The sequence below is a fragment of the Streptomyces uncialis genome (assembly GCF_036250755.1).
GTDB classification, from domain to species: domain Bacteria; phylum Actinomycetota; class Actinomycetes; order Streptomycetales; family Streptomycetaceae; genus Streptomyces; species Streptomyces uncialis.
Map to the genome: position 1 here is coordinate 3120680 of NZ_CP109583.1, position 25201 is coordinate 3145880.

The window sequence follows — 25201 nt, forward strand, 5'->3', positions numbered from 1 at the left end:
CCCCACAGGTCCCGACCCCTCACCCCACCCCCCACGGACGCATCCGTCCGCCAGGCCCGCGTACCCCAAGCGCACCCCCAGGCCGGCGGACGGAAGCGGCGAAAGGATCGATCGACATGTCTGCTGAACGAATACACCCGGGAAGTAACGGCCGCCACGCGCGACGGGGCGCCGGCTCCGAGCCCAGCAGTCCAGAGGGCAGCGGTGGCGGCCTACCGAAGAACACCGAGCCGGCCATGAAGGACGCCCTCGGTACCGACTTCATGGCGTCGATCGTCGTCTTCCTGGTCGCGCTGCCCCTGTGCATCGGTGTCGCCGCCGCCTCCGGTGTCCCGGTGGCCCTCGGCATCGTCACCGGCATCATCGGCGGCCTGATCGTGGGCTTCCTGCCCGGCAGTTCCCTCCAGGTGTCCGGCCCCGCCGCCGGACTCGCGGTCCTGGTGCTGGAGTTCGTCACCGAACACGGCCCCGGGATGCTCGGCCCCGTGGTCCTGATGTGCGGCCTCGTCCAGATGCTGCTCGGTGTGCTGAAGGCGGGCGGACTCTTCCAGTCCATCTCGCTGTCCGTGGTCCAGGGCATGCTCGCCGGTATCGGCCTGCCCCTGATCCTCAGCCAGATCTACGCCGTCGTCGACTCCAAGCAGCACGGCACCCCGCTGACCAACGTCGGCGGAATGCCGGACCTCGTCGAGGCGGTCGCGGGCAGCCCCACCAAGCTGGCGGCCCTGGGCCTCGGCGTGATGGCGATCGTGCTCTGCTTCGTCTGGTACAAGGTGCCGAAGCCGCTCAACAAGGTGCCCGCACCGCTGATCGCGGTGGTCCTCGGCTGCATCATCGCCGCGCTCCCCGGCTTCGAAGGTGTGAAGAAGGTCGAGTTCGGCAACATGCTGGAAGCGCTCAACTTCGTGAGCCCCGGCGACATGACCCATATCTTCGACCCCGCCGTCATCATGATGATCATCACCTTCACGGTGATCGCGTCGGCCGAGTCACTGTTCAGCGCGGCGGCCGTGGACCGTATGCACACGGGACCCCGGACCAAGTACAACCAGGAACTCTTCGCCCAGGGCGTCGGCAACGCCGCCTCCGGTGTGGTCGGCGGAATGCCGCTGACCGCGGTGATCGTGCGCAGCGCGGCCAATGTGAACGCGGGCGCCAGGACCAAGCTGTCCCGCATCCTGCACGGTGTCTGGCTGCTCGGCTTCGGTCTGCTGCTGCCGGGCCTGCTCGGACTGATCCCCATCACCGTCCTCGCGGGTGTCCTGCTGCACGCGGGCTGGAAGCTCTTCAACCCGCCGGCGTTCGTCAAGATGTGGAAGACCGACCGTGGCGAGGGCATCGTCATGCTCATCACCACGGCCGCCATCTTCTTCGCCAACCTGCTGGAGGGCGTGCTCGCCGGCCTCGCGATCGCGGTGGTCCTCATCGCCCTGCGCATGTCGCACATGAGCATCAAGCAGACCATCACCGGTGACACCGGCCGCCTGGAACTGCGCGGCAACGCCACCTTCCTGCGGCTGCCCCGGCTGATCGAGGCCCTGGAAGCCATCTCCGACCGCCCCCGGGTGCACGTCGACGCCTCACGGCTCGGCCATCTGGACCTCGCCTGCCGCAGCCAGATCGAGGAATGGGGCGAGCAGCGCAAGAAGGCCGGCGCGCTCCACGTCGACATCCGGCTGCCGGGTGACAAGAGCGACAAGAGCGCGGAGGTCGAGGAGATGGAAGAGGTCACGACCGCACCGGAAGAGGTCGAGGTCACCGCTGAACTCCCCAACGTGCCCGCGGGCGTGGGAGCCGGACCCGGCACCGCGGCCACGACGGCGCAGGACCACGCGTCCGACTCCTACCCGAACGGCCACCAGGCCCCTTCGGCCTCGGACTTCACGGACACCCTGCCCCCGACGCACGAGCGCTCCCGCCCGTACGCCGAGGCCGGGTACCAGCAGACGATGGCCCAGGGCTACGCCCACGGGCACCCCGCGCACGGCGGCTACGCCCGCCAGCACCCGCAGCACTACGGACCGCCCTACGCGTACCACCCGGGCCAGCCGCACCCCGGCTACCCGCAGCCCGGCTACGCCGGTCACCCCGGACAGGCCCACCACCCGCAGCACACGCACTACCAGCACCCCGCGTACCCGCCGCCGCAGGGCTACCCGATCCCGCAGCCGCACCCGCAGGCCGCCATGCACCCGCAGTACCAGCAGCAGCCCCCGCCGCCGTACGACCCGAACCAGCCTCCGCCGCCGCCCTACCAGGGGCCGCCTCCGGCGGGTGGCTACTGGGGCCCCGGCGACGAATGGGCCGCCCAGTCCCACGGCGAGGGGAGCCGGCGATGAAGCAGCGGCTCACGGCGGACGAGCAGGACGGACTGTTCCTGCTCCTGCGCTCACTCCACACGATTCTGACGGCCTGCCAGGACGCGAACTGCCCTGAGCTGCGCCATGAGGCGAAGCCGGACACGGCCCCGGCCCCCGGGACCGTCCTGAACGGAATCCCGTCCCCCGTGAACCGCGACACTCCACGCCACTCGCACCGCTACGCCCGGCCCCCGGCCTCGCCCACCAGGCCGTCCGCCGCCTCGGGTCACCCGCACTCCACGGGACCGTCCCATCCCGCTCCCGCGGGACGGCCCTCGGGTCCGACCCACCCGCACCACCCCGAGGCCCCGGCACACCACCCGGCCGACCTCCACCAGACCCGTGCGGACCCGACAACCCCCCCGGGTCCGCACGCCCCCCAGCACCACGGGGTCCGGGCACCGGGCGGCCACGGGACCACCGTCCCGGCCGCCCGGGGGCCCCGGGCCGCCGGCCGGGACTCCCGCCCGGCGGACGGTTCCGACCCCGACCCGCCAGGCGCGGGCCGCCCGGCACCGGACGCCGCCTCCAAGACCGCCGCCGGACCGGCCGCCACCGGTCCGGCGGCCGGCCCCACCGGAACCCGCACCGACGAGCCCGCCGCGGACCCGCTCCCCCGCAGGGACCGCTCCGGAGCCGCCGCCCGGCTCGAAGCACTACGGGCCGCGGCCCGGACCGAAGCCAAAGCGGCACAAGGGGGTTGAGCGGACCCTCCTCCGCTCAAGTGCCCATCCCCCGCCGGTCGGACACCGCCGACCGACCGGCCCGCGCCGGAGCCTCCCCCATGGCCCATGGGAGGCTCCGGCGCCCTTGTGTGCGCGGGCTTTCGTACGACGGTTGTCGTGCGGGGGCACCCGTGCGGGGGCTGTTGTGCGGGGGCTGTTGTGCGGGGGCTGTTGTGCGGGGCGCCTCGCGTACGGGCGTTCCGGTGCGCGCCGCCACCGCCGTGTACGCGGGCCCGACACCCGGCGCGGGCGCTGTTTAACGCGGCAGGAGGGACCGCATCACGGACGCGGCCTGACGGGTGGTGATCTTCCCGACCGCGCGGGTCCGCCCACCGCGCAGGAAGTCCGCGGGCACCCAGTACCCCGTACCGGGCACCAGCACCTCCTCATGGACCTCGCCGCCCGCACCGGACGCCGTCCGCAGCCGCGCGAGCACCAGCGCGCCGGGCCCGGTCGCGTCGGCGTAGTACGTGACCCGCTCGCCCGCGGTCGCGTCGAGCATGTCGAGCACCCGGGCGTCCAGCGCGACGAACGGTTCCAGCGCCAGACTCCCGGCGAAACTCCCGTACGGGACGCTGATCCCGTCGAGGTCGATCATCTGGCCGACGGAGTACCCGCCGCCCCGCCCGAACAGCGTGACAACGGGCTCATACGGATGCGGCAGTTCCGGCAGCCCCCGGGACCCCACGGCGGCCCACCGCACCGCCGCCCGGCACACCACCTCCAGACCGCGCGGAGCGAGCGTCGCCGCGAACGCGTCCGCCTCGGCCGCCAGGCCGGCGCCCAGCCGCAGCCCCGGCCGCGCGAGTTCCGCGACATCGAAGAACGGCCACCGCTCGGGCACCCCGTACGCGTCCGCCCACAGCGCGGCCCGCCGCATGTGCTCACGCATCAGCAACGCCCGCGACCACCGGTGCGCGTACGCCCGCTCCCAGTCGTCCTGGTCCACGCCCCGCAGCCGGTCGAGCACGCCACGGGGACCCTCACCCCGCACCTCACCGGAGCCCGGCCCGCCCTGCCCGACCGCCCCACCTCGTCCCACCGGTCCACCACCCCCTCCGCGTCCCGTCGCGACGCCCCGCCGCACCCTCCGGGAAGAAATCCCATGGCACGACGTGGGACCCACCCCTACGATGCACGGATGGCGTCGATCAGGCAGGTCCAAATCACCTTCGACTGCGCGGAACCCGAGCGCGTCGCCCGCTTCTGGTCCGAGGTTCTCGGGTACACCACCCCGCCGCCCCCGGAGGGATTCGCGACCTGGGCCGAGTTCGATCGCACGGCGCCCCCCGGACACCGGGGTGAGGCGTTCGCGGTGTGCGCCGATCCCTCGGGTGCGGGTCCGCGGCTGTTCTTCCAGCGCGTTCCCGAGGGCAAGGTCGTCAAGAACCGGGTCCACCTCGACGTCCGGGTCGGCACCGGGCTCGTCGGCGAGGAACGTCTCGCCGCGCTGGAGGCCGAATGCGTACGGCTGCTCCCGCTCGGCGCGGTACGCGGACAACTGCTGCGCGCCGACGGCGTCAACGAGTCCTGCCAGCTGATGCAGGACATCGAGGGCAACGAGTTCTGCCTCGACTGAACGGCCGCCCTCCGGCCGTGGCCGCCGCACCCGGAGCGTGCGGCGGCCGGGCCGGTCAGTAGAGGGTGCGGACGAAGAGGTCCGACTTGCCGTTGGTGTCGCCGGGCACGATGTCGGTGGCCGCGGAGTGGAACACCACCTCACGCCCGCCGGTGCTGACCGCGTCGGTCCTGGCCGACGCGGGCTGGTCCGAGACGATCTCGTCGGTGCCCGTCTGGAGGTCGCGCAAGGTGAGCGACGGTCCGGTCGTGCCGGTCGGGGCGTACAGCAGATACCGGCCGGTGGGATCGATGGCCACGCCCTTCACGTTCGGCACGAGTTGCGCGGTGCCCGAGGCCACGTCGTGGACGTAGGTGTCGGTGCCCGAGAGGTAGACCACCTTGCTGCCGTCGTCGCTGAGCTGCACGAGTGCCGCCGCCACGGACGGCCCCTCGACCGGCCCCGTGGTGGTGCCGGCGGTCCGGTCCCGCACGACGACGTCCTGCGTCGCGGCGTCCTGGTAGGCGACATAGCGGGCGTCACCGCTGAGCGACGGCTTGGGCGCCTGGGCGTGGCCGAGGGTGGCGACGGTCTCCCTGACACCGGTGCTGTCGTCATGGACCTCGACCCGCTGGCCGACCGAGGGCTGCCTGACGACCAGGGCGATGTAGCGGCCGGTCGTGCTGAAGTCCGGCTGATCGCAGCTGTACGCAAGGCAGTTGGTGGAGGCTGTCCCTCCTGTACTCAGCTTGTACTGGCGAATCCGCACGTTGTTGAACCACGGCACCGGATAGGCGGCGTACCGTCCGTCACCGCTGATCACCGGGGGCGCGAGCAGGCTCAGATGCCCGATCTGCTGGGTCTGCCCCGTCTGCCGGTCGCGGACGAACGCCTTGTCGCCTCCGGTGGTGGTACCGGGTGCGAGGTTCAGCGCCGACGACGAGAAGACGACATGGCGGCCGTCGGGCGTGATGGAGGCGCCGGCGGAGTCGCCGTCCCCCTGGGTGCCGTCAGGCGCGACACTGATCCTCTCGACCCCGACGGCGCTGACCCCCGCGGTCCCCGCCACGGCGGCCCCGGGCAGCACCGCCGTCACCGCGCAGACCACGACCGCCGCACTCAGCACGGCCCGCATACGTAAGGTGAAGCTCCGGTTCGCGTTACCCCTCATGTTTCCCCCATGCAGGTCTCCCCCTCCGGTTCCCTACCGGAGGACCACGACCATGCAACCGCGATGGCGCTACGGGGTCAATGCGTCACACGACGTATCGACAGGGCCGGTCCCGGCCGCGCGGAAGCGGTACGCGACCCGGCCGGAGGCCGCACCCGTCAGGTGGGGAACTCGCCCAGCCAGTCACGGGTGACCAGATGACGCGGGATGTAGTCCGACTCCACACCGACCGGAAAGCCCCCGTCGTACGCGAGGCACGCCATCGCGAGGATGCCGAGCGAGAACACCCCGTCGAGGTCCTCTTCACGGTCCTCGTCGGCGGTCCAATACGCCTTGTGCAGCTCCAGCGCCTCCACCAGCGCCTCATGGAAGCCATCGTGGTCCCGCTTCACGAACCGGTAGAACAGATTCACCGGCGGATACGAGATCCGCTGCACCCACTCACGGCCGGCCACCCGGAGCGCGCTCGGATGCGACTTCTCGAACGTCGCGGAGAGTTCATCCACCATGCGGGCCTGATCGCGCAACCAGTACGCCTGAAGCGCGCCCACCCAATGAAACAAGTACTCGTCATGCACGGCACCAGAAGCCCGAAGCACGTCCAACGGCAGCTCGGACAGCTCCGTCATCCGCTTCTGATCCCGACACACAATGGCGAAGAAGAAGGCCGTCAACCAGGTATCCACGTTGGCGTAAGTCAATGGCCCCGCCGCGGGCAGCATGCGTACCTTGTGGTTGATGAGGCACTCCACCGAGCCCTCGGTGACCGCAGCCCGACGAAACACCGCCGAACCCACCTGCATCGCATTCACGACCGCGTACCAGGACTCCACCGACTCAGCGCGCGGATCGACCAGCGAACGTCCCAGCACGGCGATCCTGACGGAGCTCAAGACGATATCCATCATGTGAGGAGCCTCATCGAGCCAATCGATTCGCTCGATCGCACCGTCGAAGAGACGAGTGGCGAACTCGTCGTCACCAGGTCCGGTCATGCGATGACGCACCACTGTCACAGTCACCGGTACATCGTCACATGCAGCAGGGGGGACGGTGAGGGGTCCGGCTCCAGCGCCGGAACGTCACGTGGGGAACTCGCCCAGCCAGTCACGGGTGATCAGGTGATGCGGGATGTAGTCCGACTCCACACCTAGTGGGAAGTCCCCGTCGTACGCGAGGCAGGCCATCGCGAGGATGCCGAGCGAGAACACTCCTTTGAGGTCCTCTTCACGGTCCTCGTCGGCGGTCCAGTACGCCTTGTGCAACTCCAGCGCCTCCACCAGCGCCTCGTGGAATCCGTCGTGATCCCGATTCAGGAACCGGTAGAACATGTTGACCGGCGGATACGAAATCTGCTGCACCCAATCCCGCTCGGCGACACGGATCGAGTCCGGGTGCGACTTCTTGAATGTCGCGGAAAGCTCATCCACCATCCGCGCCTGATCCCGCAACCAGTACGCCTGAAGCGCCGACACCCAATGCAGCAAATATCGGTCATGCACGGCACCCGACGCCCGCAGTACATCCAATGGCAATTCTGCCAACTCAGTCATACGCTTCTGATCACGACACACAATCGCGTAGAAGAACGCCGTCAGCCAGGTGCCCGCATTGACGAAGGGCAGCGGCCCTGTCGCAGGAAGCGTACGGACCTTGTGGTTGATCAGACAGTCCACCGAGCCCTCGGTCACCGCCGCCCGCCTGAAAATTGCCGAACCCATCTGCATCATATTGACGACCGCGTACCAGGACTCCAACTCCTCAGCACGCGGATCGACCAGCGAACGTCCCAGAACCGCGCTGCCCGCGTAGCTCCAGAAGAGGTCCATCATTTCTGGCGACTGTGCCAACAAGTCGATCCGCTTGACCGAGCCCTGAAACAGCCTGTCAGCAAACTCCTTGTCCTCAGGCCCTGCCGCACGATGACGCTCCACGAAACCTGGTTTCACAGGCGGTCCGTCAGGTCCGGGCCCAGGCCGTCGATCAGATCCGGCGGGGCGACGCTATAGCCCTCAGCGCGGCCGAAGTAGGTCGGTTCACCGGGCGCGCAGGCCACGTGCAGAGTGTCGTCCAGCGCACGGAGCGCGGTGGCGAGACGGGGAGCGTTGCGCTGGTGCAACTCGGGATGCGGGTGCCCCTGGAAGTCGCACTCGCCCCAGATGTCGTGGAACACGGCCAGCTCGGCGCAAGGGCCGAGTTCGTCGGGTGTCACGGTCAGTTCGACCAGTCGCCGTACCTGGTGGGCGCGGCCTCCCTCATCGAGCCATTCGCCGTGCCCGACCACCAGGATGTCGGCCGGCTGAGCCGTGGGGAAGGCGACGGGCCTGCACCCAAGGACGCGCCGGGCCGTTTCGGCACCGCCGACCGACGGTGTCAGCAGAGGCAACCTGGTCGTCACACCGACCCCGCCTTGTCCCACTGAGTACCAGTGCCACTCCAGTACGCTCGGCACGAGCAGACGATGTTCGGCGAGGACCGCCACCATCTGCTCCGCCAGCTCCAACGCGGGCAGAAGCCCCACGGTGAAGAGACCATCGGGGCACCACTCCCACGAAGCGACCTGCTCAGGCGCGCGCGCCAGGGCGAACGTACCCACGGGTCTGCCCTGTTCAGCCTTGATCGGGTGACTCATGTGGGGAACTCGCCCAGCCAGCTACGGGCGATCAGGTGGTGGGGCAGGTAGTCCGACTCGACATCGATGGGGAAGTCCCCGTCGTACGCGAGACAGGTCATCGCGAGGATGCCCAGGGAGAACACTCCCTTGAGGTCCTGCTCACGGTCTTCGTCGGCAGTCCAGTACGCCTTGTGCAACTCCAGTGCCTCGACCAGCGCCTCATGGAATCCAGCGTGGTCACGATTCACGAACCGGTAGAAGAGGTTGACAGGCGGATACGAGATCCGCTGCACCCACTCACGACCAGCGACCCGAATCACATTCGGATGTGACTTCTCGAACGTCGCCGAGAGTTCGTCCACCATCCGTGCCTGATCCCGCAACCAGTACGCCTGAAGCGCCGACACCCAATGCAACAAGTACTCGTCATGCACCGCACCTGACGCCCGCAACACATCCAACGGCAACTCCGCCAGCTCCGTCATCCGCTTCTGATCACGACACACGATCGCGAAGAAGAACGCCGTCAACCAAGTACTGGCGTTGAGATAGGCCAAGGGGCCCGTCGCCGACAGGGAACGAACCTTGTGGTTGATCAAGCAGTCCACCGCACCCTCGGTGACCGCAGCCCGGCGGAAAGCCGCTGAACCCATCTGCATCGCATTCACGACCGCATACCAGGACTCCAGCACCTCGGCACGCGGATCTACGAGGGAACGCCCCAGGACGGCGCTCTCCGCCGAACTCCAATAGAAGTCCATCATGTCCGGTGCCTCTTCCAGCGACTCGATGTCCTCGATCGAACCCTGGTACAGACTCTCAGCGAACTTGGCGGAGCTGGGCTCCGCCGAACGATGACGCACCACCGTCATAGTCAACATGCGACTTCCATCCTGGAACCACGCGATGAGGGCGACAGCCTCACAAACGGCCCGCCAAGTGCACTTCCTGGCAGCCAATCAGAACCGGGCAGTGGCCTCATAGCCCTGGACGTTACCGAAGTACTTGGACGAGGGCACGGCCAGAACGAGCGCACGCACGGCCCCGCCCTGTTCAGCCTTGATCGGGTGACTCATGTGGGGAACTCGCCCAGCCAGCTACGGGCGATCAGGTGGTGGGGCAGGTAGTCCGATTCGACATCGATGGGGAAGTCCCCGTCGTACGCGAGACAGGTCATGGCGAGGGGTGCGAGCGCCACCATCCCGTCGATGTCCTCCGCACGGTCCTCGTTGGCGGTCCAATACACCTTGTGCAGCTCCAGGGCCTCCACCAGCGCCTCACTGAATCCCGCGTGATCCCTGTTCACGAACCGGTAGAAGAGATTTACCGGCGGATAGGAGATCCATTGGAGTCGCTCCCGAGAAGTGACATGCACAACATCCGGGTGGGACTTCTGGAACGTGGCGGAGAGTTCGTCCACCATGCGGGCCTGGTCACGCAACCAATATGCCTGGAGCGCCGACACCCAGTGCAACAGGTACTCGTCATGCACCGCACCCGACGCCCGCAACACATCCAACGGCAGCTCCGCCAGCTCCGTCATCCGCTTCTGATCACGACACACAATCGCGAAGAAGAACGCCGTCAACCAGGTGCCGGCGTTGGCGAACGGTTTGGGCCCCATCGCGGGCAGCGTGCGCACCTTGTGATGGATCATGCAGTCCACCGTGCCCTCGGTGATCGCAGAACGACGGAACACCGCCGAACCCATCTGCATCGCGTCCACCACCGCTTCCCAGGACTCCAGCTTCGCCGCGCGCGGATCGATCAGCCCCTGGGCCTGGACGGCCAACTGCGAGGCCTTCCAGTAGACATCGATCATGCCGGGCAGCGCTTCCAGCTTCTCGATCTTCGCAACGGACTTCGGAAAGAATCGACTGACGAACTCTTCACCTTCCGGATTTGCGGAGCGATGACGAACTACCCTGACGGTCACGATGTTTCCCCTACGTCACGTATATCGAACTGTCTCATAGTGTAGCCATTGTAAACACCGTCATTATCACGGCCCTTCACCAGGACGTAGTCGACACGTCCTTCCTCAAGCGCTTCCTCCAGCTGCATAGCGAGCGATTCATCATCCGCCCGCTTCGACATTGCTTCAAGGATATCCGTGAAGTACTCGCGAGAACCCTGTGAATGACGGACATCACCTATCAGCCGACTGCCGAGGTCCGTGTCGACGTTACTCTTCGCCTCGACGACTATATATCGATCTCCCCGCTGCCAGACCTGGTCGAACTGATCGTTTCCAGACCTGGGGCCGTGAAGCTCCAATTCCGATGCTCCAGGGTAGCGCTGAGGTATGGCGTGGTGGCGGGCGATGCCCTCACCAAATGCCTCGCTGGCCACTGTCAGCCTCGCGTGCGGCCCTCTGTGCGCCTCTTTCGCTTTTCGCAGGCTCTCTTGGAGCTCCACATTTTCCGAGTCCTTCTTGAGGGCCTGAGATGCTTCCGTGTGCTTCTGGTGTGGAGCGCGATCATCCGCGATCGCACTTTGGCGCTCTTTCGCCAATTCGTTCAGTTGAGCACGGGCCTCGGGGGTAGCGGTCTTCGCGGCTGTCTCTGTGGGTGCTGCGTCCAGGTAGGAGGGTGGCAGAGCGGGCAGAACATTGTCTTTGGGAATCCACACATTTGCACTCTTCAACAGCTGTGGTGGCACCAACCCGAACTCATCGGCAGCCTCGGCAGCCTTCCGGTACCCGTTCTTCTGGTAGAAGTCCTTGAAGTAGGTGTCGCTGGGGTCGTTGGCCCGCGCTACCTGGTGGTCCATGATCGCCTGGCGCTCCGCCAGGGTGTACGTCCTCGGGTCGCGGGGCTCCGGGAGGTTGTTCCCGGCGCCGCCGCCGGGGCCGTTGCCACCTCCGCCGCCCGGGCCGTTGCCCGTGCCGCCTCCGGCGTTGCCCGGGACCGGGTCCGCTCCCTGGCCCGGCACGGTCGGGCTGTCGCCCGCGGTTCCGCCGCCGGGGGTGGTGTCGGGGGTGGTGGCCGCGCCCCCGCCCGGGGTGGCGTTGTCCCCGAGGTTGTTGGAGGGAAGGTTGTCGGCTGTTCCGCCCGGGATGTGGTTCGCTCCCCCGCCCGGCAGATTGCTCGCGCCTCCACCGGGGAGGTTGTCCACCGCGCCGCCGGGAAGCTGACCCGCTCCGCCGCCCGGCAAGTTGTTCGCGCCTCCGCCCGGGAGGTTGTCCACCGCGCCGCCCGGGAGCTGACCCGCTCCGCCGCCCGGCAAGTTGTTCGCCCCTCCGCCCGGGAGGTTGTTCGCCCCGCCGCCCGGCACGCCGTCCAACCCGCCGCCGCCCGGGACCGCACCCCCACCCGGCGTCACCGCCCCCGGAACAGCACCACCACCCGGCGTCACCCCACCAGGCGTACCGCCCGGGGCACCGGCACCCGGGGTCACCCCGCCCGGTGCACCGCCGCCCGCCGCATTGTCGATACTCCCCGCCACCGGTCCCGCGCCCACCAGCGCCGGTTCCCGTGCGCCCACCTGGACCGGGGTCTCCGACCGCACCGGCGGGACCTCCGCGCCCGAGCGGTCCGGGTTGGTCACATCGCGCGGCATCACGTCCGGCTTCGGGTTGCCCGCCGCGTCGAGTAGTTGGCCGGTGTTCGTGTCGAGGTACTGCGGGCTGCCGTTCGCGTCGTCCGGCAACCGCACCGTGTGCGACGGATCCGGACCCGTACCGGTGCCCGCGCGGGCTGCGTCGTCGGCGCCCGCCACCGGGGCCGGGGTCGCGGGTTCGGGGATGTTGATCCGGGCGCCCGCGTCCACGTTCCGCAGACCCGCCAGGAGATCACCGACCTTCACGGTGACGACCTTGCCGCCCTTCGCGATATACGTCACCGGGTCCAGCAGACGCCCCGTCTTTCCGAGGGCGGAGATCACCTTCGCGACCGAGCCCGTCTTCGCCGCCGCGCCCGCACCACCCGTGAACACCGTCGTCACCACGTTGAACGTCGTCGCACCCGCCGCCCGCGCCGGATTCTTCCCCCACTCGTCCCACGCGACGAGGGCCTTGCCGGTCTCCTTCACCGCCGTCCGCGACTCACGGAACCACCCCGGCAGCTTCTCCTCCGGCAACGCCCAGTACACCGTGCCCAGCACCGGCGTGATGGTGATCGCCAGACCGGTGACGACCTTCGCCAGGCCCGTCCACGCCTGGCCCGCCGCGTCCCACCCGTCGACCCCGACCAGCGTCCCCAGACCCCGGATCGTCCCCCACAGGCCGTCGACGAACACACCCTTCAGGAACGACCCCACATGATGATGGACCTCCCACCAGCGGCGGGACTCCTCCACCTGCGAACCCCACGGCAGCTCCTTCGTACCGTCCAGGTCCTTCTCACTGAACCCGTACATGTTCGACTTGCCCGTGCCGTCGTCCGCGATGAAATGCGTCCCGCACACCAGCGCCGTGATCTTGTTCGCGCAGGCCCGCTCCGCCTCCCAGAACGCCGCCACCGCCGCGTTCACATCCTTCACCAGGTCGTTGTTCTCCTCGACCTTGTCCCCGTCGTCCTTCCAGTGCTTGTCACCACTGATCCCGGACACAAAAGCCGTCGCATCCGCCTTCAACTGCTTCAGCCGCGCCTCGATCGGACGGACCTCCGCCGCGTACTCCGACAACGCCGTCGTCACCGACTCCAGCTGATCCGCGAACACATCCGACTCCGACTTCACCGGACCCGTCGTCGCGAACAACTGCTCCGCCTCCGGCGCCGTGTAGAACGCCGACAACCCCTGAAAACGCGCATGCACATCCGCACCCGCATCACGGAACTGCCCCGCAGCCCCATGAAGCAGCCCCCGCTGCGTCTCCAACTCCCCCAGATCCCCCGTGAACTGAGGAATCGTCCCCGGATTGATCGCCCCGCCATTCACCACAGACCCCCGCCCCTCACTGGCTCGTCACCACGCCCACCGCCGACGACAACCGCCCCATGGAACAACGCGTTCCCGCCATCCCGCGGTTCCCGCAACCGTACGATTCCGGCCCATGACACCGAGCCTGACCGGAACCGTTCCGCGTCCAAGGCCGCCCGCTCACCGGACCTTCACAACAGCGGTCCGGGGTTCACCCCGGTGTCGACGGGCAGGTCCAGTTCGACCCTTACGGTCTTCCCCCCGGCCGGCGCGTCCAACACGCTCCAGCGGTCCGCCAGGGCGGCCACAAGGATCAGTCCGCGTCCGTTCTCCGCCTCGTCATCCGGGGCACCCAAGTCGCCCGGCTCGGGCGGACGTACGGAACCGGCCGCGTCCGTCACCTCGATCCGCAGCGCGCCCGGCTGAAGCATGAGCCTCAGCGCGAACTCCGCCCCAGGTGTGGCGCCCGTATGCGCCACCGCGTTCGCGGCGAGCTCCGCCACGATCAACGCTGCCGCGTCCGAGCTCTCGCTCCCGAACGGGATGCCCCAGCGGTCCAGCCGCAGCCGTGCGTGACGGCGGGCCAGCCGGGCACCGAGGGGAATGGCGTAGAACCGCTGACTGAACGTATGTACGGTTACGCGGTGTCGGCGGATGGTGGGTCCTGTCATGCGGCTCAATCTGGCCCCGATGAGACCGCTTTCACCACCCCTGACCTGCGTACGCTGAAACAGCGTACGCGGCCCAATGCTGGACAGTAGCCTCCTACTCCCGCTAACTCTGGGTGAGTTGGCCGTGTACAGAGTGGTACGTGTGCGGGAGGTGTCCGCGATGCCGGACGAAACGGACGGGACAGAACATGAAGAGGGGACCAGCGGGGCCGCATTACCGCGACGTGGCGGTACGCCCCAGGCCGAGCCCGAGTGGTCGGACAGCCTGCGGACGTTCGGCGCGGTCGTCCAAGCGCTACGGGAACACGCCGGTCTGAGCCGGGCGGAGTTCGGCCTGCGGGTCGGCTACTCCAAACACACGATCGCCTCCGTCGAGCAGGGCCGCAGAATGCCCGACGTGGCCCTCATCGAGGCGGCCGAAGCCCTCACCGGCGAGACCGGAGCGCTGCGCAGCGCAGCGCTCCACCTCTCCCGCGAGAAAGGGCTCGCGGCCTGGTTCCGCCAATGGGCCCAGTTGGAGGCGAAAGCCCTGACCTTGTGGACCTACGAGTGCAGGCTGATCCCTGGCTTGTTGCAGTCGGAGCCATACGCCCGAACGCTGTTCGTCAACCAGCTCCCACCTCTCGGGGACGATCAGATAGAAGCTCAGCTCACCATGCGACTCGATCGACAGCGACTGCTTCGGGAGCGTCCGAACACCGCATACAGCTTCATCATCGAGGAACACCTGCTGCTGCGGAACATGGGCGGCCGGGACGTGACCCGTGGCCAACTGGACCATCTCATCGAGGTGGCTCAGCTGCGGAACATCGAGATCCAGGTCATGTCCTTGGAACGGCACAGTCACGCGGGGCTGGACGGCCCTATGCAGGTACTGGAGACCCCGGAGAACAAGTGGTTCGGTTACGTCGAAGGACAGAAAAGCAGCCAGATCATCACTGACCGCAAAGTGGTGAGCATGCTCAAGATGCGGTATGCCAGGATGCGCTCACAGGCCCTCACGCTGGACGACTCCTTGGGTCTGTTGAAGCGGATGCGAGGAGCGATATGAGCACCACCGGCCTGGCCTGGTTCAAGAGCAGCTACAGCGGCGGGGACGGCGACTCCTGCGTAGAGATCGCGCTCACCTGGCACAAGTCCAGCCACAGCGGCGACTCCGGCGACGACTGCGTAGAGATCGCGACCTGCCCCGGAACCGTCCACGTACGGGACAGCAAGGTCAAGGCCGGGCCGCAGTTCGCCGTCACCGCCACCGCCTGGACCGGCTTCGTCACGTACGCCGCGCGAGGCTGACCCGGGACCGCCCCTGACCGGGTACGGACCGGCCAAGGGCGGCGGGCCGTACCCGGTCTACGCGCTGGCGCGCTTGCGCGGGGTGGCCTTCTTGGCCGTCTTCTTGGCCGCAGTCTTGCCGGACGCGGTCTTCTTCCCCGACACGGACTTCTTGCTCGCGGTCTTCTTCGGGGCGGCCTTCTTCTTCGCTGTCCGGGCGCGTCCCGACCGCTTGCCGGACTTCTCCTCCGCCGCGCGGACCGACTGCTCCAGGATCGCCGCGAGGTCGATGACCTCCGCGCCCTCGGTCTTCTCCGGGGCCGGACGCGGGGGGAGTTCGCCGGACAGCTTCGCGGCGATCAGCTCGTCCAGGGCCGCGCGGTAGTCGTCGTGCATGGTGTCGGGGTCGATCTCGCCGAGGGTGTCCATCAGGGCGTCCGCGAGGTCGAGTTCGGCGTCCTTGATGGTGACGCGGCCCTCGGGGGCGACGTGCTCCGTGGAGCGGATCTCGTCGGGCCACAGGAGCGAGTGCAGCAGCAGCACGTCGTCCACGACGCGCAGCATCGCCAGCCGCTCCCGGCCGCGCAGGGCGAACTTGGTGAGGGCGATGCTGCCGGTCCGCTTCAGGGCCTCGCGCAGCAGCACGTACGGCTTGCCCGCGTCGGTGCCGTTCGCGGCGAGGTAGTACGCGGTGTCCATCTGGAGCGGGTCGATGCGGTCGGCGGGCAGGACGGCGACGACCTCGATGGTCTTCGTGGTGCGCAGCGGCAGGGCGGCGAGGTCCTCGTCCGTGACGGTGACGACCGTGCCGTCGGCCATCTCGTACCCGCGCACGGTGTCGGCCGCCTGGACCTCCTCGTCCTCCAGCTCGCACACCTTGCGGTAGCGGACCCGGCCGCCGTCCTCGGTGTGGATCTGGCGGAAGGACACGGAGTGGTTCTCGGTCGCGCTCATCAGCTTGACGGGGATGCTGACCAGGCCGAACGCGATCGAACCGTTCCAGATCGAGCGCACGGGCACCGCCTTCCGGGACCGGACCCGGGGCGGTCGCGCCCCGTATCCGGATGTACATCCGATTCATCACGTTTCGTGGCAGTCTCATCGTATGACGCCCATGACGGAGGTGGCGGGGCGGCGGCTGGCGCTCAGCAACCTCGACAAGGTGCTGTACCCGGACAGCGGCTTCACCAAGGGGCAGCTCCTGCACTACTACGCGACCACCAGTGAACCGCTGCTCGCCCAGCTCAGGGACCGTCCGGTGTCGTTTTTGCGGTACCCGGACGGGCCGGGGGGCCAGCGGTTCTTCACGAAGAACGTGCCGCCGGGCACGCCCGAGTGGGTGCGGACGGCCGAGGTCCCCCATTCGGACGGGTCGCAGCGGCAGGTGGTCGTGCAGGACCTGCCGTCGCTGATCTGGGCGGCGAACCTCGTCACGGAGTTCCACACCCCGCAGTGGCGGGACGGGGCGCACGGGCGGGCCGACCGGCTCGTGCTGGACCTCGACCCGGGAGCGCCCGCGACGGTCGTGGAGTGCTGCGAGGTGGCGCTGTGGCTACGGGAGCGGCTCGCCGGCGACGGGCTGGAGGCGTTCGTGAAGACGTCCGGCTCGAAGGGGCTGCATCTGCTCGCGTCGATCCGGCCCACCGCGTCCGACCGGGTGACGGCGTACGCGAAACGGCTCGCCGTCGCGGCGGAACGGGAGCTGCCCGCACTGGTCACCCATCGGATGACCCGCAGTCTGCGGCCCGGCAAGGTCTTCGTGGACTTCAGCCAGAACGCCGCCGCGAAGACGACGGCGACGCCGTACACGGTACGGGCGCGGCCCGAGCCGACCGTCTCGGCCCCGCTGACCTGGGACGAGGTCGCGGGGTGCGGGACACCGGAGCAGCTGGTGGTGCTCGCGGGCGAGGTCGCGGGGCGGCTGGAGCGGTACGGGGATCTGCTGGCGCCGCTGTACGAGGAGGGGCGGGCGGGGGAACTGCCGTCCTGAGACGGGACCGGGTTCAGAGGCGGTGCCAGGTGGCGCGGTCGCGGGCCGTCGCGTGCAGGGCCTCGACGTCGGCCGGTTTGAGGACGGCGTCCTCGCGGGCCAGCGCGGACAGTTCGGTGTCGCGCAGGACCCGGATGTCCCGGGGTGCGGCGGTCACGGTGACGCGGGCGGCACCGGCCGGGGCGAGCACGGCGCGGACCTCGGCCGCGAGGGCGTGCGAGGCGCGGTCGGCCAGGGCGCGGACGGTGCGCAGCAGGGGGTGGGCTGCCGACCGGCCGACGGTGACGAGCGGGTCGTCCACGTGCACCTGGCGGCGGCGGGCGGGCAGTGCGTGCACGGCGAAGAGTCCCGCCGGGCCGATGGCGAGATGCGGTACGCGGTCCCCGCCGGGCAGGGGCACGGAGTGCAGGATGCGCCAGCCCCCGGCCTCCAGGGCGTCCAGGGCCGCGCCGGTGGCCTCCTCGGCCGCGAGCGCCGCCTTCCGGGGGTCGGCGCGGAGGCGGCGGGGCGGGGACGGGTCGCGGTCCAGGGCTACACGCAGGCTCTCGCCGGGGCGGTTCGGGGCGAGGTCGTCGTCGGGGTGGAGGCTGAGCCGGGTGAGGTCGGCGGGGCCGGGCAGCACGGGGGGTCCTACGGTCACCCGGCCGGTGAGGTAGGGGGCCAGGGCGGCGAGGACGGCGTCGGTGTCGCGGGTGCTCAGGAGGGTGACGCGGGAGTCCTCACGGTCGTACCAGGCGAGGGTCCTGCCGGACGCGGTGGTGACGTGGAGGAGCTGGTGGCCCTGGCGGTGGGTCGGTACGACGCGGAGGTCTGTCATGTGGATCACCCCGCTCCATGGGAGCAGGTGCGGTGCCTGGGCCGCAACAGGTCCGTACGGCGCCCCAGCGGATACCGGCCAGGTCCCCGTCCGGGGGGCACGGGTACGCCGGGGTTCCCGTCCCCGTCCCCGTCCTCCCGTGCGCCCGTGGGGGTTGCCTGTGCTGGGCGTACTTGTTCCCGTGCGGGTCGCTCGTTGGGTGCGCAGTTCCCCGCAGGTCGCCTTCGCTCACGCCGCCGGGTTTCCTGTGCTGGGCGTACTTGTTCCCGTGCGGGTCGCTCGTTGGGTGCGCAGTTCCCCGCGCCCCTGAGGTGCTGCCCCGTTGCGGTTGTTCTTCGGGTGCGGGCCTGCCCTCGATTTCGCGCAGTTCCTCGCGCCCCTGGGGTTCCACACCTGGACGTACCTGTTCCCGTGCCGTCGTCCGTGGGTGCGCAGTTCCCCGCGCCCCTTTGGGGGCGCCCACCTGGGGCTGCGGTCAGAGTGCGGGCTGTCATCAGCCCGGGGCGGGGTTGAACCACCCTCCTCGCGGACTCGCCCGGCTACGGGAGGGGGTGGGCGGGAATCTCTGCTCGCAGACTCCGATGCTCTTCAGTCGGGTCACCGGACGACTTACCGAGCGTGTCGGATCGAGGACGGAGAATCCCGACCGGCACCGACCCGAAGAACAAACCGGGTGCGCCCCAAAGGGGCGCGGGGAACTGCGCACCCCACGAACGACCTGTACAGGAACGAAGTGCGCCCCGCACAAGAAACCCAGGCGGCGCCCACCCCGACTCACGGCAACGTGAGAGTCGCTACGGCCCCCGGCGGGGCCCCATTGGTGAACGTCAAGCACGCCCCCAACGTCGTGGCCTGGCCGAGCGCGATCGTGAGCCCGAGCCCGTGCCCCTTCGTACCGCCCTCCGTCCGGAACCGCTGCGGCCCGTGCAGCACGAGGTACTCGGGATACCCGTCCCCGTGGTCCCGGACGGTGACCTCGGCCCCGTCCACCGTGACGATCACGGGCCCCCGCCCATGGGTCACCGCGTTGGCGACCAGGTTCCCGAGGACCCGTTCGAGCCGCCGCCGGTCCGTGTCGACGCACACGTCCCGGACCACGTCCAGCTCCGCACCGGTCCCCCGGACCACCCGCTCGGCGAGCGGCCCCAGCCAGTGCGCGTCGAGGTCCACCCGCTCACTGCCCGCGTCCAGCCGGGAGATCTCCAGCAGATCCTCCGTGAGGGTCCGCAGCGCGGCGACCCGGTCCCGTACCAGCTCGGTGGGGCGCCCCGGCGGCAGGAGTTCGGCCGCCGCGTGCAGCCCGGTGAGCGGGGTCCGCAGCTCATGGGCCACGTCCGCCGTGAACCGCTGCTCGCTCTCCAGTTTGCCCTGGAGCGAGGAGGCCATGGTGTCCAGCGCGGCGGCGACCGCCGCGACCTCGTCCTGGGCCTGGCCGGGGAACTTCGTCCGGGGGTCGTCCACCCGCGCGTCGAGGTCCCCGGCGCTGATCCGCCGCGCGACCCGCGCGGTGGCGTGCAGCCGCCGGGTGATCCGGGTGACGGCGAACGCCCCGACCAGCAGGGTCGTCCCGATCGCGAGGGCGGAGGAGCCGAGGATCGCGCGGTCGAGACCGGCGATGGTCCGTACGCCCTGGGAGTAGTCGACGGCGACCGCGAGCACCCGGCCGCCGTCGGCGGGTCCGGCCGCCCACATCGTGGGGCGCGGCGCGCTGTCGCCGACCATCGTGCCGCGTTCGCCCTCCAGCGCCAGCGTCCGCAGCGAGCGGGGCAGTCCCGGCGGGTCGACGGAGACGCCGGGCCCGAGCCGGTCGCCGTCCTCGAACGCCTCGGTGGCGTCCGCGAGCCGGGTCAGCGCCCGGTCCCGGGCCTGGCCGACGGTCTGGTGGGTGACGGACACATGGACGAGCAGCCCGAGCAGCGCGGCCAGCGAGCAGCACATGACGGTGATGAAGACGGCGGCCTTCCACGGCAGGGTCGCGGTCCAGGCGCGCAGCCAGGGCAGCACGCCGTGCGCGGGAGGCGGCGGGGTGTGCGTCGGGCGGCTGCCGTACGGCGGGTTCACGGGGTGCTCCCGGGGGACGGGGAGGCGGTCGGAGGCCGGGGGGCGGGGGACTTCGGGGTGCCGCCGGCGCCGTCCACGCGCAGGAACTCGTCCTTGGTGGGGAGCATCGCTTCCTGGTGGCGGTCCCAGGACCACACGGTCCGGTACTCGTAGCCCGGTATGCCGGACACGGCCCGGATGACGAGGTCGCGGCCGGCCAGTTCGACGCCTGTCACCGCGTCGGAGGTCGACATGATCTGGGTCAGTTCGTCGCCCTCGTGGGTGAAGACCCGGACCGCGAGCTGATCGTCGGGCAGCCGGATACCGATGATGAGGTCGTCGCGGCCGTCACCGGTCAGATCGCGGTACTGCTCCTTGAGCACAGGGCAGCCCCGGCTGCCCGCACCCCCCGCACCGTCCGACCCGTCCGACCCGCTCGCGCCGCTCCCGTCGTCCGACCCGCCAGAACCGTCCGAACCATCCGACCCGTCCGACCCGTCCGAACCGTCCGGACCGCCCGAACTATCCGACCCATCCGACCCATCCGATCCGTCCGACCCGCAGCGGGTGATCTTCTTCGCGGTGTCCTCGTCGAGGGCGAGGGGGCCGGTGAAGGTGTCGGGGTGCTGTTTCGCCTGGGCGCGCAGGACCGCGAGGGGGTCGAGGGTGCGGATGTCGTCGCGGGGCAGGGCGAAGCCGTCGACCGTCTCCGTCTCGGCCTCGCCGTAGTCGTACGCGGGGGTGGAGGCCGGGGGGAGATCCGGCCACAGCCGGGCGGGGCCGACGGCGGTGGTGGCGGGGCCGGCGCTCTCCAGGTCGCCCGGGTTGCCGCAGGCACCCAGCAGCACGGCCAGCGGCAGCAGCAAGGCGATGCCTGACCGGCGGGGTCTGCGGTGGGACACGGCACGGGCTCCTGCGGACGGACGGACGAACGGGGATTCACTCCTTCAGCCCGCCACGGTACGGGAACGCCCCCCGTAACCCCTAAGCGCGGACATTTCCCCCCGGCCGGACCACGGCCTCCCCTGTCATCACGCGATCACCCGGCTGTCCGGTTCCCGACGGATGCCGTCCGCACCGAACCCGATGGGCGTACCCAACAGGCAGGCGGGGAGCCACCCTTCTAGGGTGAAACCGCATCAGACCCCCACGAACAAGGAACCCCTATGCGCCTCCGTACCCTCGCGATAGCCACCGCGGGCACCGCCCTGGCCCTGACCTCGACGATCACCCCGGCGGCGGCCGCGCCCACCGGCCACGACGGCGACCACGACCGCGACCGCGGCCACTACCAGGGCCGGGTCACCGCCCACGGCGGACTGCTGCTGCGCGACTCCCCCACCCGCGGCAGCCGTGTCATCCGCCGGGAGCCCCACGGCGCGATCGTCTCGATCTACTGCCGGACCGAGGGCGAACGCGTCGACCACAACCACATCTGGTACCTGCTCACGGACGGGACCTGGGCGTGGGGCTCGGCCCGCTACATCGAAACCTTCGACAGAACGCCCCATTGGTGCTGAAGCACCGACATAACGGGACATAGGTGGAACGAGTTGCTACGTTCCCGCCATGACCGGAACGACAGCGCAGGCGCCGCCCACCCCACCGGCCGGGGCCCCCGCTGTCCGCCCGCCGCTGGGCCGCGGCACCGAACTGGTGCTCCTGGTCCCGGCGGTCCTGCTCGCGGTCTGCGGCTACTGCGCGGCGGGCCTCGGCAGGACCGGCGCGGTCCCGCCCGGCGTCGCCGCGTACGGCGCCGGGCTCGGCGCGCTCGCCCTTCTCGCGCATATCGCCGTACGGCTGCGCGCCCCGTACGCCGATCCGGTGCTGCTGCCGATCGCCGTCCTGCTCAACGGGATCGGCCTCGTCCTCATCTACCGGCTGGACCTGGAGACCCCGGGCGACCGCGCGGCCCCCGCGCAACTGGTCTGGTCGGCCCTGGGCGTCGCGCTGTTCACCGTGGTGGTGCTGGCCCTGCGCGACCACCGAATCCTCCAGCGGTACGCGTACCTCTGCATGGCGGCGGCCCTGGTGCTGATGATCGTGCCGATCTTCTTCCCGGCGGTGAACGGCGCCCGGATCTGGATCAGGTTCGGCGGATTCTCGATCCAGCCGGGTGAGTTCGCCAAGATCCTGCTGGCGCTGTTCTTCGCGAGCTATCTCGCCGCCAACCGCCACGCGCTCGCGTACACGGGCCGCCGGATGTGGCGGCTCCAGCTGCCCACCGGCCGAGTGCTGGGCCCGATCGTCACGGTCTGGCTGCTCAGTGTGATCGTGCTGGTGCTCGAACGCGACCTCGGCACCTCGCTGCTCTTCTTCGGGCTGTTCGTCGTCCTCCTGTACGTGGCCACCGGCCGCACCGGCTGGATCGCGGTGGGACTCGCCCTCGCGGCGGCGGGCGCCACGGCCGTCGGGCGGCTCGAACCCCATGTGCACACCCGGGTCCAGGACTGGCTGCACCCCTTCGCGTCGATCGACGCGGGCCAGGGACCCAACCAGCTCGCCCAGTCGCTGTTCGCGTTCGCCGCGGGCGGGCTGCTCGGGACGGGCCTCGGCCTCGGCGACTCGATCCTCATCGGCTTCGCCGCCAAGTCGGACTTCATCCTGGCGACGGCCGGCGAGGAACTGGGCCTCGCGGGCCTTTCGGCGCTGTTCCTGCTGTACGCGCTGCTGGTGGAACGCGGCTTCCGCACCGGACTCGCCCTGCGCGACCCCTTCGGCCGGCTGCTCGCCGTGGGGCTCGCGTCGATCGTGGCCCTCCAGTCGTTCGTCATCGCGGGCGGGGTGACCGGACTGATCCCGCTGACGGGCATGGCCATGCCGTTCCTGGCCCAGGGCGGCTCCTCCGTCGTGACCAACTGGATCATCGTGGCCCTGCTGATCCGGCTCAGCGACTCCGCCCGCCGCCACCCCCCGGAGGACGACCCAACGGCCACGGACGGGGGAACGGTCCGATGAGCGCCCGTCCCGTACGCGCCCGGAGCATGAGCCGCTGCGTGCGGCACACCGCCGCCCTCTGTCTGCTGCTGCTCGTCGCCCTGCTGGTGAACGCGGCCCGGGTCCAGATCGTCGAGGCGGGCACCCTGGACGACAACCCCGCCAACCGCCGGTCGGCCATCGCCCGGTACGCCGAGCCGCGCGGCGACATCCTGGTGGACGACCGCCCGGTCACCGGCTCCAAGGACACCGGCGAACAGCTCCGCTACGAACGCGTGTACCGCGACGGCCCGTTGTACGCGCCGGTGACCGGCTTCTCCTCCCAGCTGTACGGGACGTCCTTCCTGGAGAACGCGGAGGACTCCGTCCTGGCGGGCACCGACCCGATGCTCGCGCCGCTGCCCCTGTGGCACGAACTCACCCGCTCCCGCTCCCCCGGCGGCCGGATCGCGACCACCCTCGACGGGTCGGCGCAGCGGGCCGCGTACGACGGGCTCGCGGGCCGCAAGGGCGCGGTGGCCGCCCTGGAACCGGGCACCGGCCGGGTTCTCGCCCTGGTGTCGACGCCCTCGTACGACCCGGGCAGGCTGTCCGGCAACGGCCCGGCCGTCGAGAGCGCGTGGCGGCGGCTGAACGGCTCCCCGGACCAGCCGATGCTCAACCGGGCGATCCGCCAGACCTATCCCCCGGGCTCGACCTTCAAGGTGGTGACGGCCGCGGCGGCCCTGGAGACGGGGACGGTACGGGACCTGGACGACCCCACCGACTCCCCCGACCCGTACCGGCTGCCCGGCTCCACGTCCTCCCTGACCAACGAGGTCGACGGCTGCGAGGACGCCTCCCTGCGCTACGCCTTCACCTGGTCGTGCAACACCGTCCTCGCGAAGCTCGGCACCCGGGTGGGGCTCGCCGGGATGACCGGCACGGCGGAGGACTTCGGCTTCAACGACCGGGGGCTGCGCGTCCCGTCCCCGGTGGCCGCCAGCAACTTCGACCGCCGGATGGACAAGGCGCAGCTCGCGCTCTCCTCCGTCGGGCAGTTCGACACCCGGGCGACCCCGCTCCAGATGGCGATGGTCGCGGCGGCGGTGGCGGGCGGCGGCACGGTCCGCACCCCGTACCTCGTGGACCGCGCCACCACCCACGACGGCAGCCCCGTCCGCACCCCGGGCTCCCGGGTGCTGCACCAGGCGATGAACGCCCGCACCGCGGCGCAACTGCGCGAGCTGATGACGGAGGTCGTCGAGAACGGCACGGGCGGCAAGGCGGCGATCCCCGGCGCCACGGTCGGCGGCAAGACGGGCACGGCCCAGCACGGTGTCGGCAACACCGGCACCCCGTACGCCTGGTTCATCTCCTGGGCCCACGCGGACGGCTCCCCGGAACCGGCGGTCGCGGTGGCGGTGGTCGTGGAGGACGCGTCGGCGGTACGCGGCGAGATCAGCGGCGGGGGCGACGCGGCGCCGATCGCGCGGGCGGTGATGGGGGCGGTCCTGGACGGCGCGGAACGGAAACGGGACCGCTGAAATCGCGGGGCCGCGGGGTCAGGGGCTGGGGCGGCGGGGGTGGATCGCGGTGAGGTCGATGTCGATGGCGAACGGCGTGACGAGTTTCAGCCTGGCGTGGTGAATCCCGGTCAGGGCGTAGCTACGGCTCGCCGGGTCCAGTTCGTAGACGTAGACGACGGGCAGGCCGTCGTTCGCCTCGACGCGCCAGTAGTGCGGAATGCCTGCCCGCGCGTACTTGGGCGGCTTGATGTCGCGGTCGCGGGCGACCGAATCGTCGGACACCACCTCGACAGCGATGAGCACGTCCTCGGGCTCGAACCAGGTCTGCCCCGAACCGGTGTCCGCGTCGACCGGCACCACGAGGACATCGGGCTCGGGCCGGTTCTTCCGGTCGAGCTTCGTCGTCATCTCGCGGATCGCTTCCAGGTGCGGCGGCGCCTGCGCGATCAGCTCGTTCTCCAACAGACGTACGGTCCGCGCGTGGAATCGGGTCCGCGGACTCACGAGGACGAGGGTCCCGTCGATCAGCTCCGTGTGCGGAGGTAGATTCGGAAGCTTGTCGAGGTCGTCCGCCACCCAGCCGCCCACCGGCGGACGAGCCCACTCGTAGTGCTCGTCCAGCCCGTAGTCGCGTTCAGCGTTCATGATCGCTCCCATGGGCCGGATCGTGCCTGA

23 protein-coding genes are annotated in these 25201 nt (G+C 70.0%); 9 read left to right on the top strand and 14 right to left on the bottom strand.

The genetic code is table 11. The annotated features are described in order from the left end of the window. Positions 1 to 236 precede the first annotated feature (236 nt). Both OG711_RS12660 and OG711_RS12665 read left to right on the top strand, forming a co-directional pair. Positions 237 to 2339, top strand: coding sequence for a SulP family inorganic anion transporter (locus OG711_RS12660; RefSeq protein WP_329559280.1), 2103 nt, complete (start codon positions 237 to 239; stop codon positions 2337 to 2339). Further along, entirely contained in the window at positions 2336 to 3064 is a 729-nt protein-coding gene (locus OG711_RS12665) for a hypothetical protein (protein WP_329559281.1), read from the top strand. Before OG711_RS12660 ends, OG711_RS12665 begins: the two co-directional genes overlap by 4 nt. Positions 3065 to 3341: 277 nt before the next feature. Here OG711_RS12665 and OG711_RS12670 read toward each other — a convergent pair whose 3' ends face one another. Next, on the bottom strand, positions 3342 to 4127 hold the full coding sequence (locus OG711_RS12670; RefSeq protein ID WP_329559282.1) for a hypothetical protein: 786 nt from the start codon (positions 4125 to 4127) through the stop codon (positions 3342 to 3344). Positions 4128 to 4226: 99 nt separating this feature from the next. Here OG711_RS12670 and OG711_RS12675 point away from each other — a divergent pair, with 99 nt between their 5' ends. After that, the gene (locus OG711_RS12675) at positions 4227 to 4664 is read left to right on the top strand and encodes a VOC family protein (RefSeq protein WP_329559283.1); all 438 of its coding nucleotides are present in this window, start codon (positions 4227 to 4229) and stop codon (positions 4662 to 4664) included. A gap of 55 nt (positions 4665 to 4719) precedes the next feature. On the opposite strand, the gene OG711_RS12680 is transcribed toward OG711_RS12675, so the two are convergent. The 8 genes from OG711_RS12680 to OG711_RS12715 form a co-directional block, all read right to left on the bottom strand. Further along, on the bottom strand, positions 4720 to 5778 hold the full coding sequence (locus tag OG711_RS12680) for a TolB-like translocation protein (protein ID WP_329563768.1): 1059 nt from the start codon (positions 5776 to 5778) through the stop codon (positions 4720 to 4722). A 194-nt stretch (positions 5779 to 5972) separates the two neighbouring features. Beyond that, positions 5973 to 6836, bottom strand: coding sequence for an immunity 49 family protein (locus OG711_RS12685; protein WP_329559284.1), 864 nt, complete (start codon positions 6834 to 6836; stop codon positions 5973 to 5975). A gap of 60 nt (positions 6837 to 6896) precedes the next feature. After that, on the bottom strand, positions 6897 to 7748 hold the full coding sequence (locus OG711_RS12690; RefSeq protein WP_329559285.1) for an immunity 49 family protein: 852 nt from the start codon (positions 7746 to 7748) through the stop codon (positions 6897 to 6899). A gap of 11 nt (positions 7749 to 7759) precedes the next feature. Further along, the gene (locus OG711_RS12695; protein WP_329559286.1) at positions 7760 to 8446 is read right to left on the bottom strand and encodes a hypothetical protein; all 687 of its coding nucleotides are present in this window, start codon (positions 8444 to 8446) and stop codon (positions 7760 to 7762) included. Then, on the bottom strand, positions 8443 to 9309 hold the full coding sequence (locus OG711_RS12700) for an immunity 49 family protein (RefSeq protein ID WP_329559287.1): 867 nt from the start codon (positions 9307 to 9309) through the stop codon (positions 8443 to 8445). Before OG711_RS12700 ends, OG711_RS12695 begins: the two co-directional genes overlap by 4 nt. Before the next feature lie 191 nt (positions 9310 to 9500). Next, positions 9501 to 10364 carry an immunity 49 family protein gene (locus OG711_RS12705; RefSeq protein WP_329559288.1) on the bottom strand — a complete coding sequence of 288 codons (864 nt, stop codon included), beginning with the start codon at positions 10362 to 10364 and terminating at the stop codon, positions 9501 to 9503. Further along, on the bottom strand, positions 10361 to 13309 hold the full coding sequence (locus OG711_RS12710; protein WP_329559289.1) for a hypothetical protein: 2949 nt from the start codon (positions 13307 to 13309) through the stop codon (positions 10361 to 10363). The genes OG711_RS12705 and OG711_RS12710 overlap by 4 nt, the downstream gene beginning before the upstream one ends. A 173-nt stretch (positions 13310 to 13482) precedes the next feature. Then, entirely contained in the window at positions 13483 to 13962 is a 480-nt protein-coding gene (locus OG711_RS12715; protein WP_073784908.1) for an ATP-binding protein, read from the bottom strand. Positions 13963 to 14122: 160 nt separating this feature from the next. Here OG711_RS12715 and OG711_RS12720 point away from each other — a divergent pair, with 160 nt between their 5' ends. Both OG711_RS12720 and OG711_RS12725 read left to right on the top strand, forming a co-directional pair. Continuing rightward, on the top strand, positions 14123 to 15013 hold the full coding sequence (locus OG711_RS12720; protein WP_405673334.1) for a helix-turn-helix domain-containing protein: 891 nt from the start codon (positions 14123 to 14125) through the stop codon (positions 15011 to 15013). Beyond that, positions 15010 to 15255: a DUF397 domain-containing protein gene (locus OG711_RS12725; RefSeq protein WP_329559290.1), complete on the top strand. Its 246-nt coding sequence runs from the start codon at positions 15010 to 15012 to the stop codon at positions 15253 to 15255. Before OG711_RS12720 ends, OG711_RS12725 begins: the two co-directional genes overlap by 4 nt. A gap of 57 nt (positions 15256 to 15312) precedes the next feature. Here the strand turns inward: OG711_RS12725 and ku are convergent, their stop codons facing one another. Beyond that, entirely contained in the window at positions 15313 to 16248 is a 936-nt protein-coding gene (gene ku, locus OG711_RS12730) for a non-homologous end joining protein Ku (protein ID WP_329559291.1), read from the bottom strand. A 91-nt stretch (positions 16249 to 16339) separates the two neighbouring features. Between ku and ligD the strand changes: the two genes are divergently transcribed. After that, positions 16340 to 17224 carry a non-homologous end-joining DNA ligase gene (gene ligD / locus OG711_RS12735; RefSeq protein ID WP_073785667.1) on the top strand — a complete coding sequence of 295 codons (885 nt, stop codon included), beginning with the start codon at positions 16340 to 16342 and terminating at the stop codon, positions 17222 to 17224. 13 nt (positions 17225 to 17237) lie between these two features. On the opposite strand, the gene OG711_RS12740 is transcribed toward ligD, so the two are convergent. From OG711_RS12740 to OG711_RS12750, 3 genes are all read right to left on the bottom strand, one after another. Beyond that, entirely contained in the window at positions 17238 to 18041 is an 804-nt protein-coding gene (locus OG711_RS12740; RefSeq protein ID WP_329559292.1) for a nuclease-related domain-containing protein, read from the bottom strand. A gap of 774 nt (positions 18042 to 18815) precedes the next feature. Beyond that, positions 18816 to 20045: a sensor histidine kinase gene (locus OG711_RS12745; RefSeq protein WP_073785663.1), complete on the bottom strand. Its 1230-nt coding sequence runs from the start codon at positions 20043 to 20045 to the stop codon at positions 18816 to 18818. A 53-nt stretch (positions 20046 to 20098) separates the two neighbouring features. Continuing rightward, positions 20099 to 20983 (bottom strand): hypothetical protein, encoded by an 885-nt coding sequence (locus OG711_RS12750; RefSeq protein WP_329559293.1) that lies wholly within the window; start codon positions 20981 to 20983, stop codon positions 20099 to 20101. 264 nt (positions 20984 to 21247) lie between these two features. Here OG711_RS12750 and OG711_RS12755 point away from each other — a divergent pair, with 264 nt between their 5' ends. From OG711_RS12755 to OG711_RS12765, 3 genes are read left to right on the top strand one after another with little or no spacing between them, the layout of a single operon-like run. Continuing rightward, complete coding sequence (locus OG711_RS12755; RefSeq protein ID WP_329559294.1) at positions 21248 to 21601, top strand: SH3 domain-containing protein; 354 nt, start codon at positions 21248 to 21250, stop codon at positions 21599 to 21601. Between the two features lie 49 nt (positions 21602 to 21650). Then, positions 21651 to 23039: an FtsW/RodA/SpoVE family cell cycle protein gene (locus tag OG711_RS12760; protein WP_073784901.1), complete on the top strand. Its 1389-nt coding sequence runs from the start codon at positions 21651 to 21653 to the stop codon at positions 23037 to 23039. A 26-nt stretch (positions 23040 to 23065) separates the two neighbouring features. After that, positions 23066 to 24544: a penicillin-binding transpeptidase domain-containing protein gene (locus tag OG711_RS12765; RefSeq protein ID WP_329563773.1), complete on the top strand. Its 1479-nt coding sequence runs from the start codon at positions 23066 to 23068 to the stop codon at positions 24542 to 24544. A gap of 18 nt (positions 24545 to 24562) precedes the next feature. Here the strand turns inward: OG711_RS12765 and OG711_RS12770 are convergent, their stop codons facing one another. Further along, entirely contained in the window at positions 24563 to 25171 is a 609-nt protein-coding gene (locus tag OG711_RS12770; protein WP_329559295.1) for a Uma2 family endonuclease, read from the bottom strand. Positions 25172 to 25201: the final 30 nt, after the last annotated feature.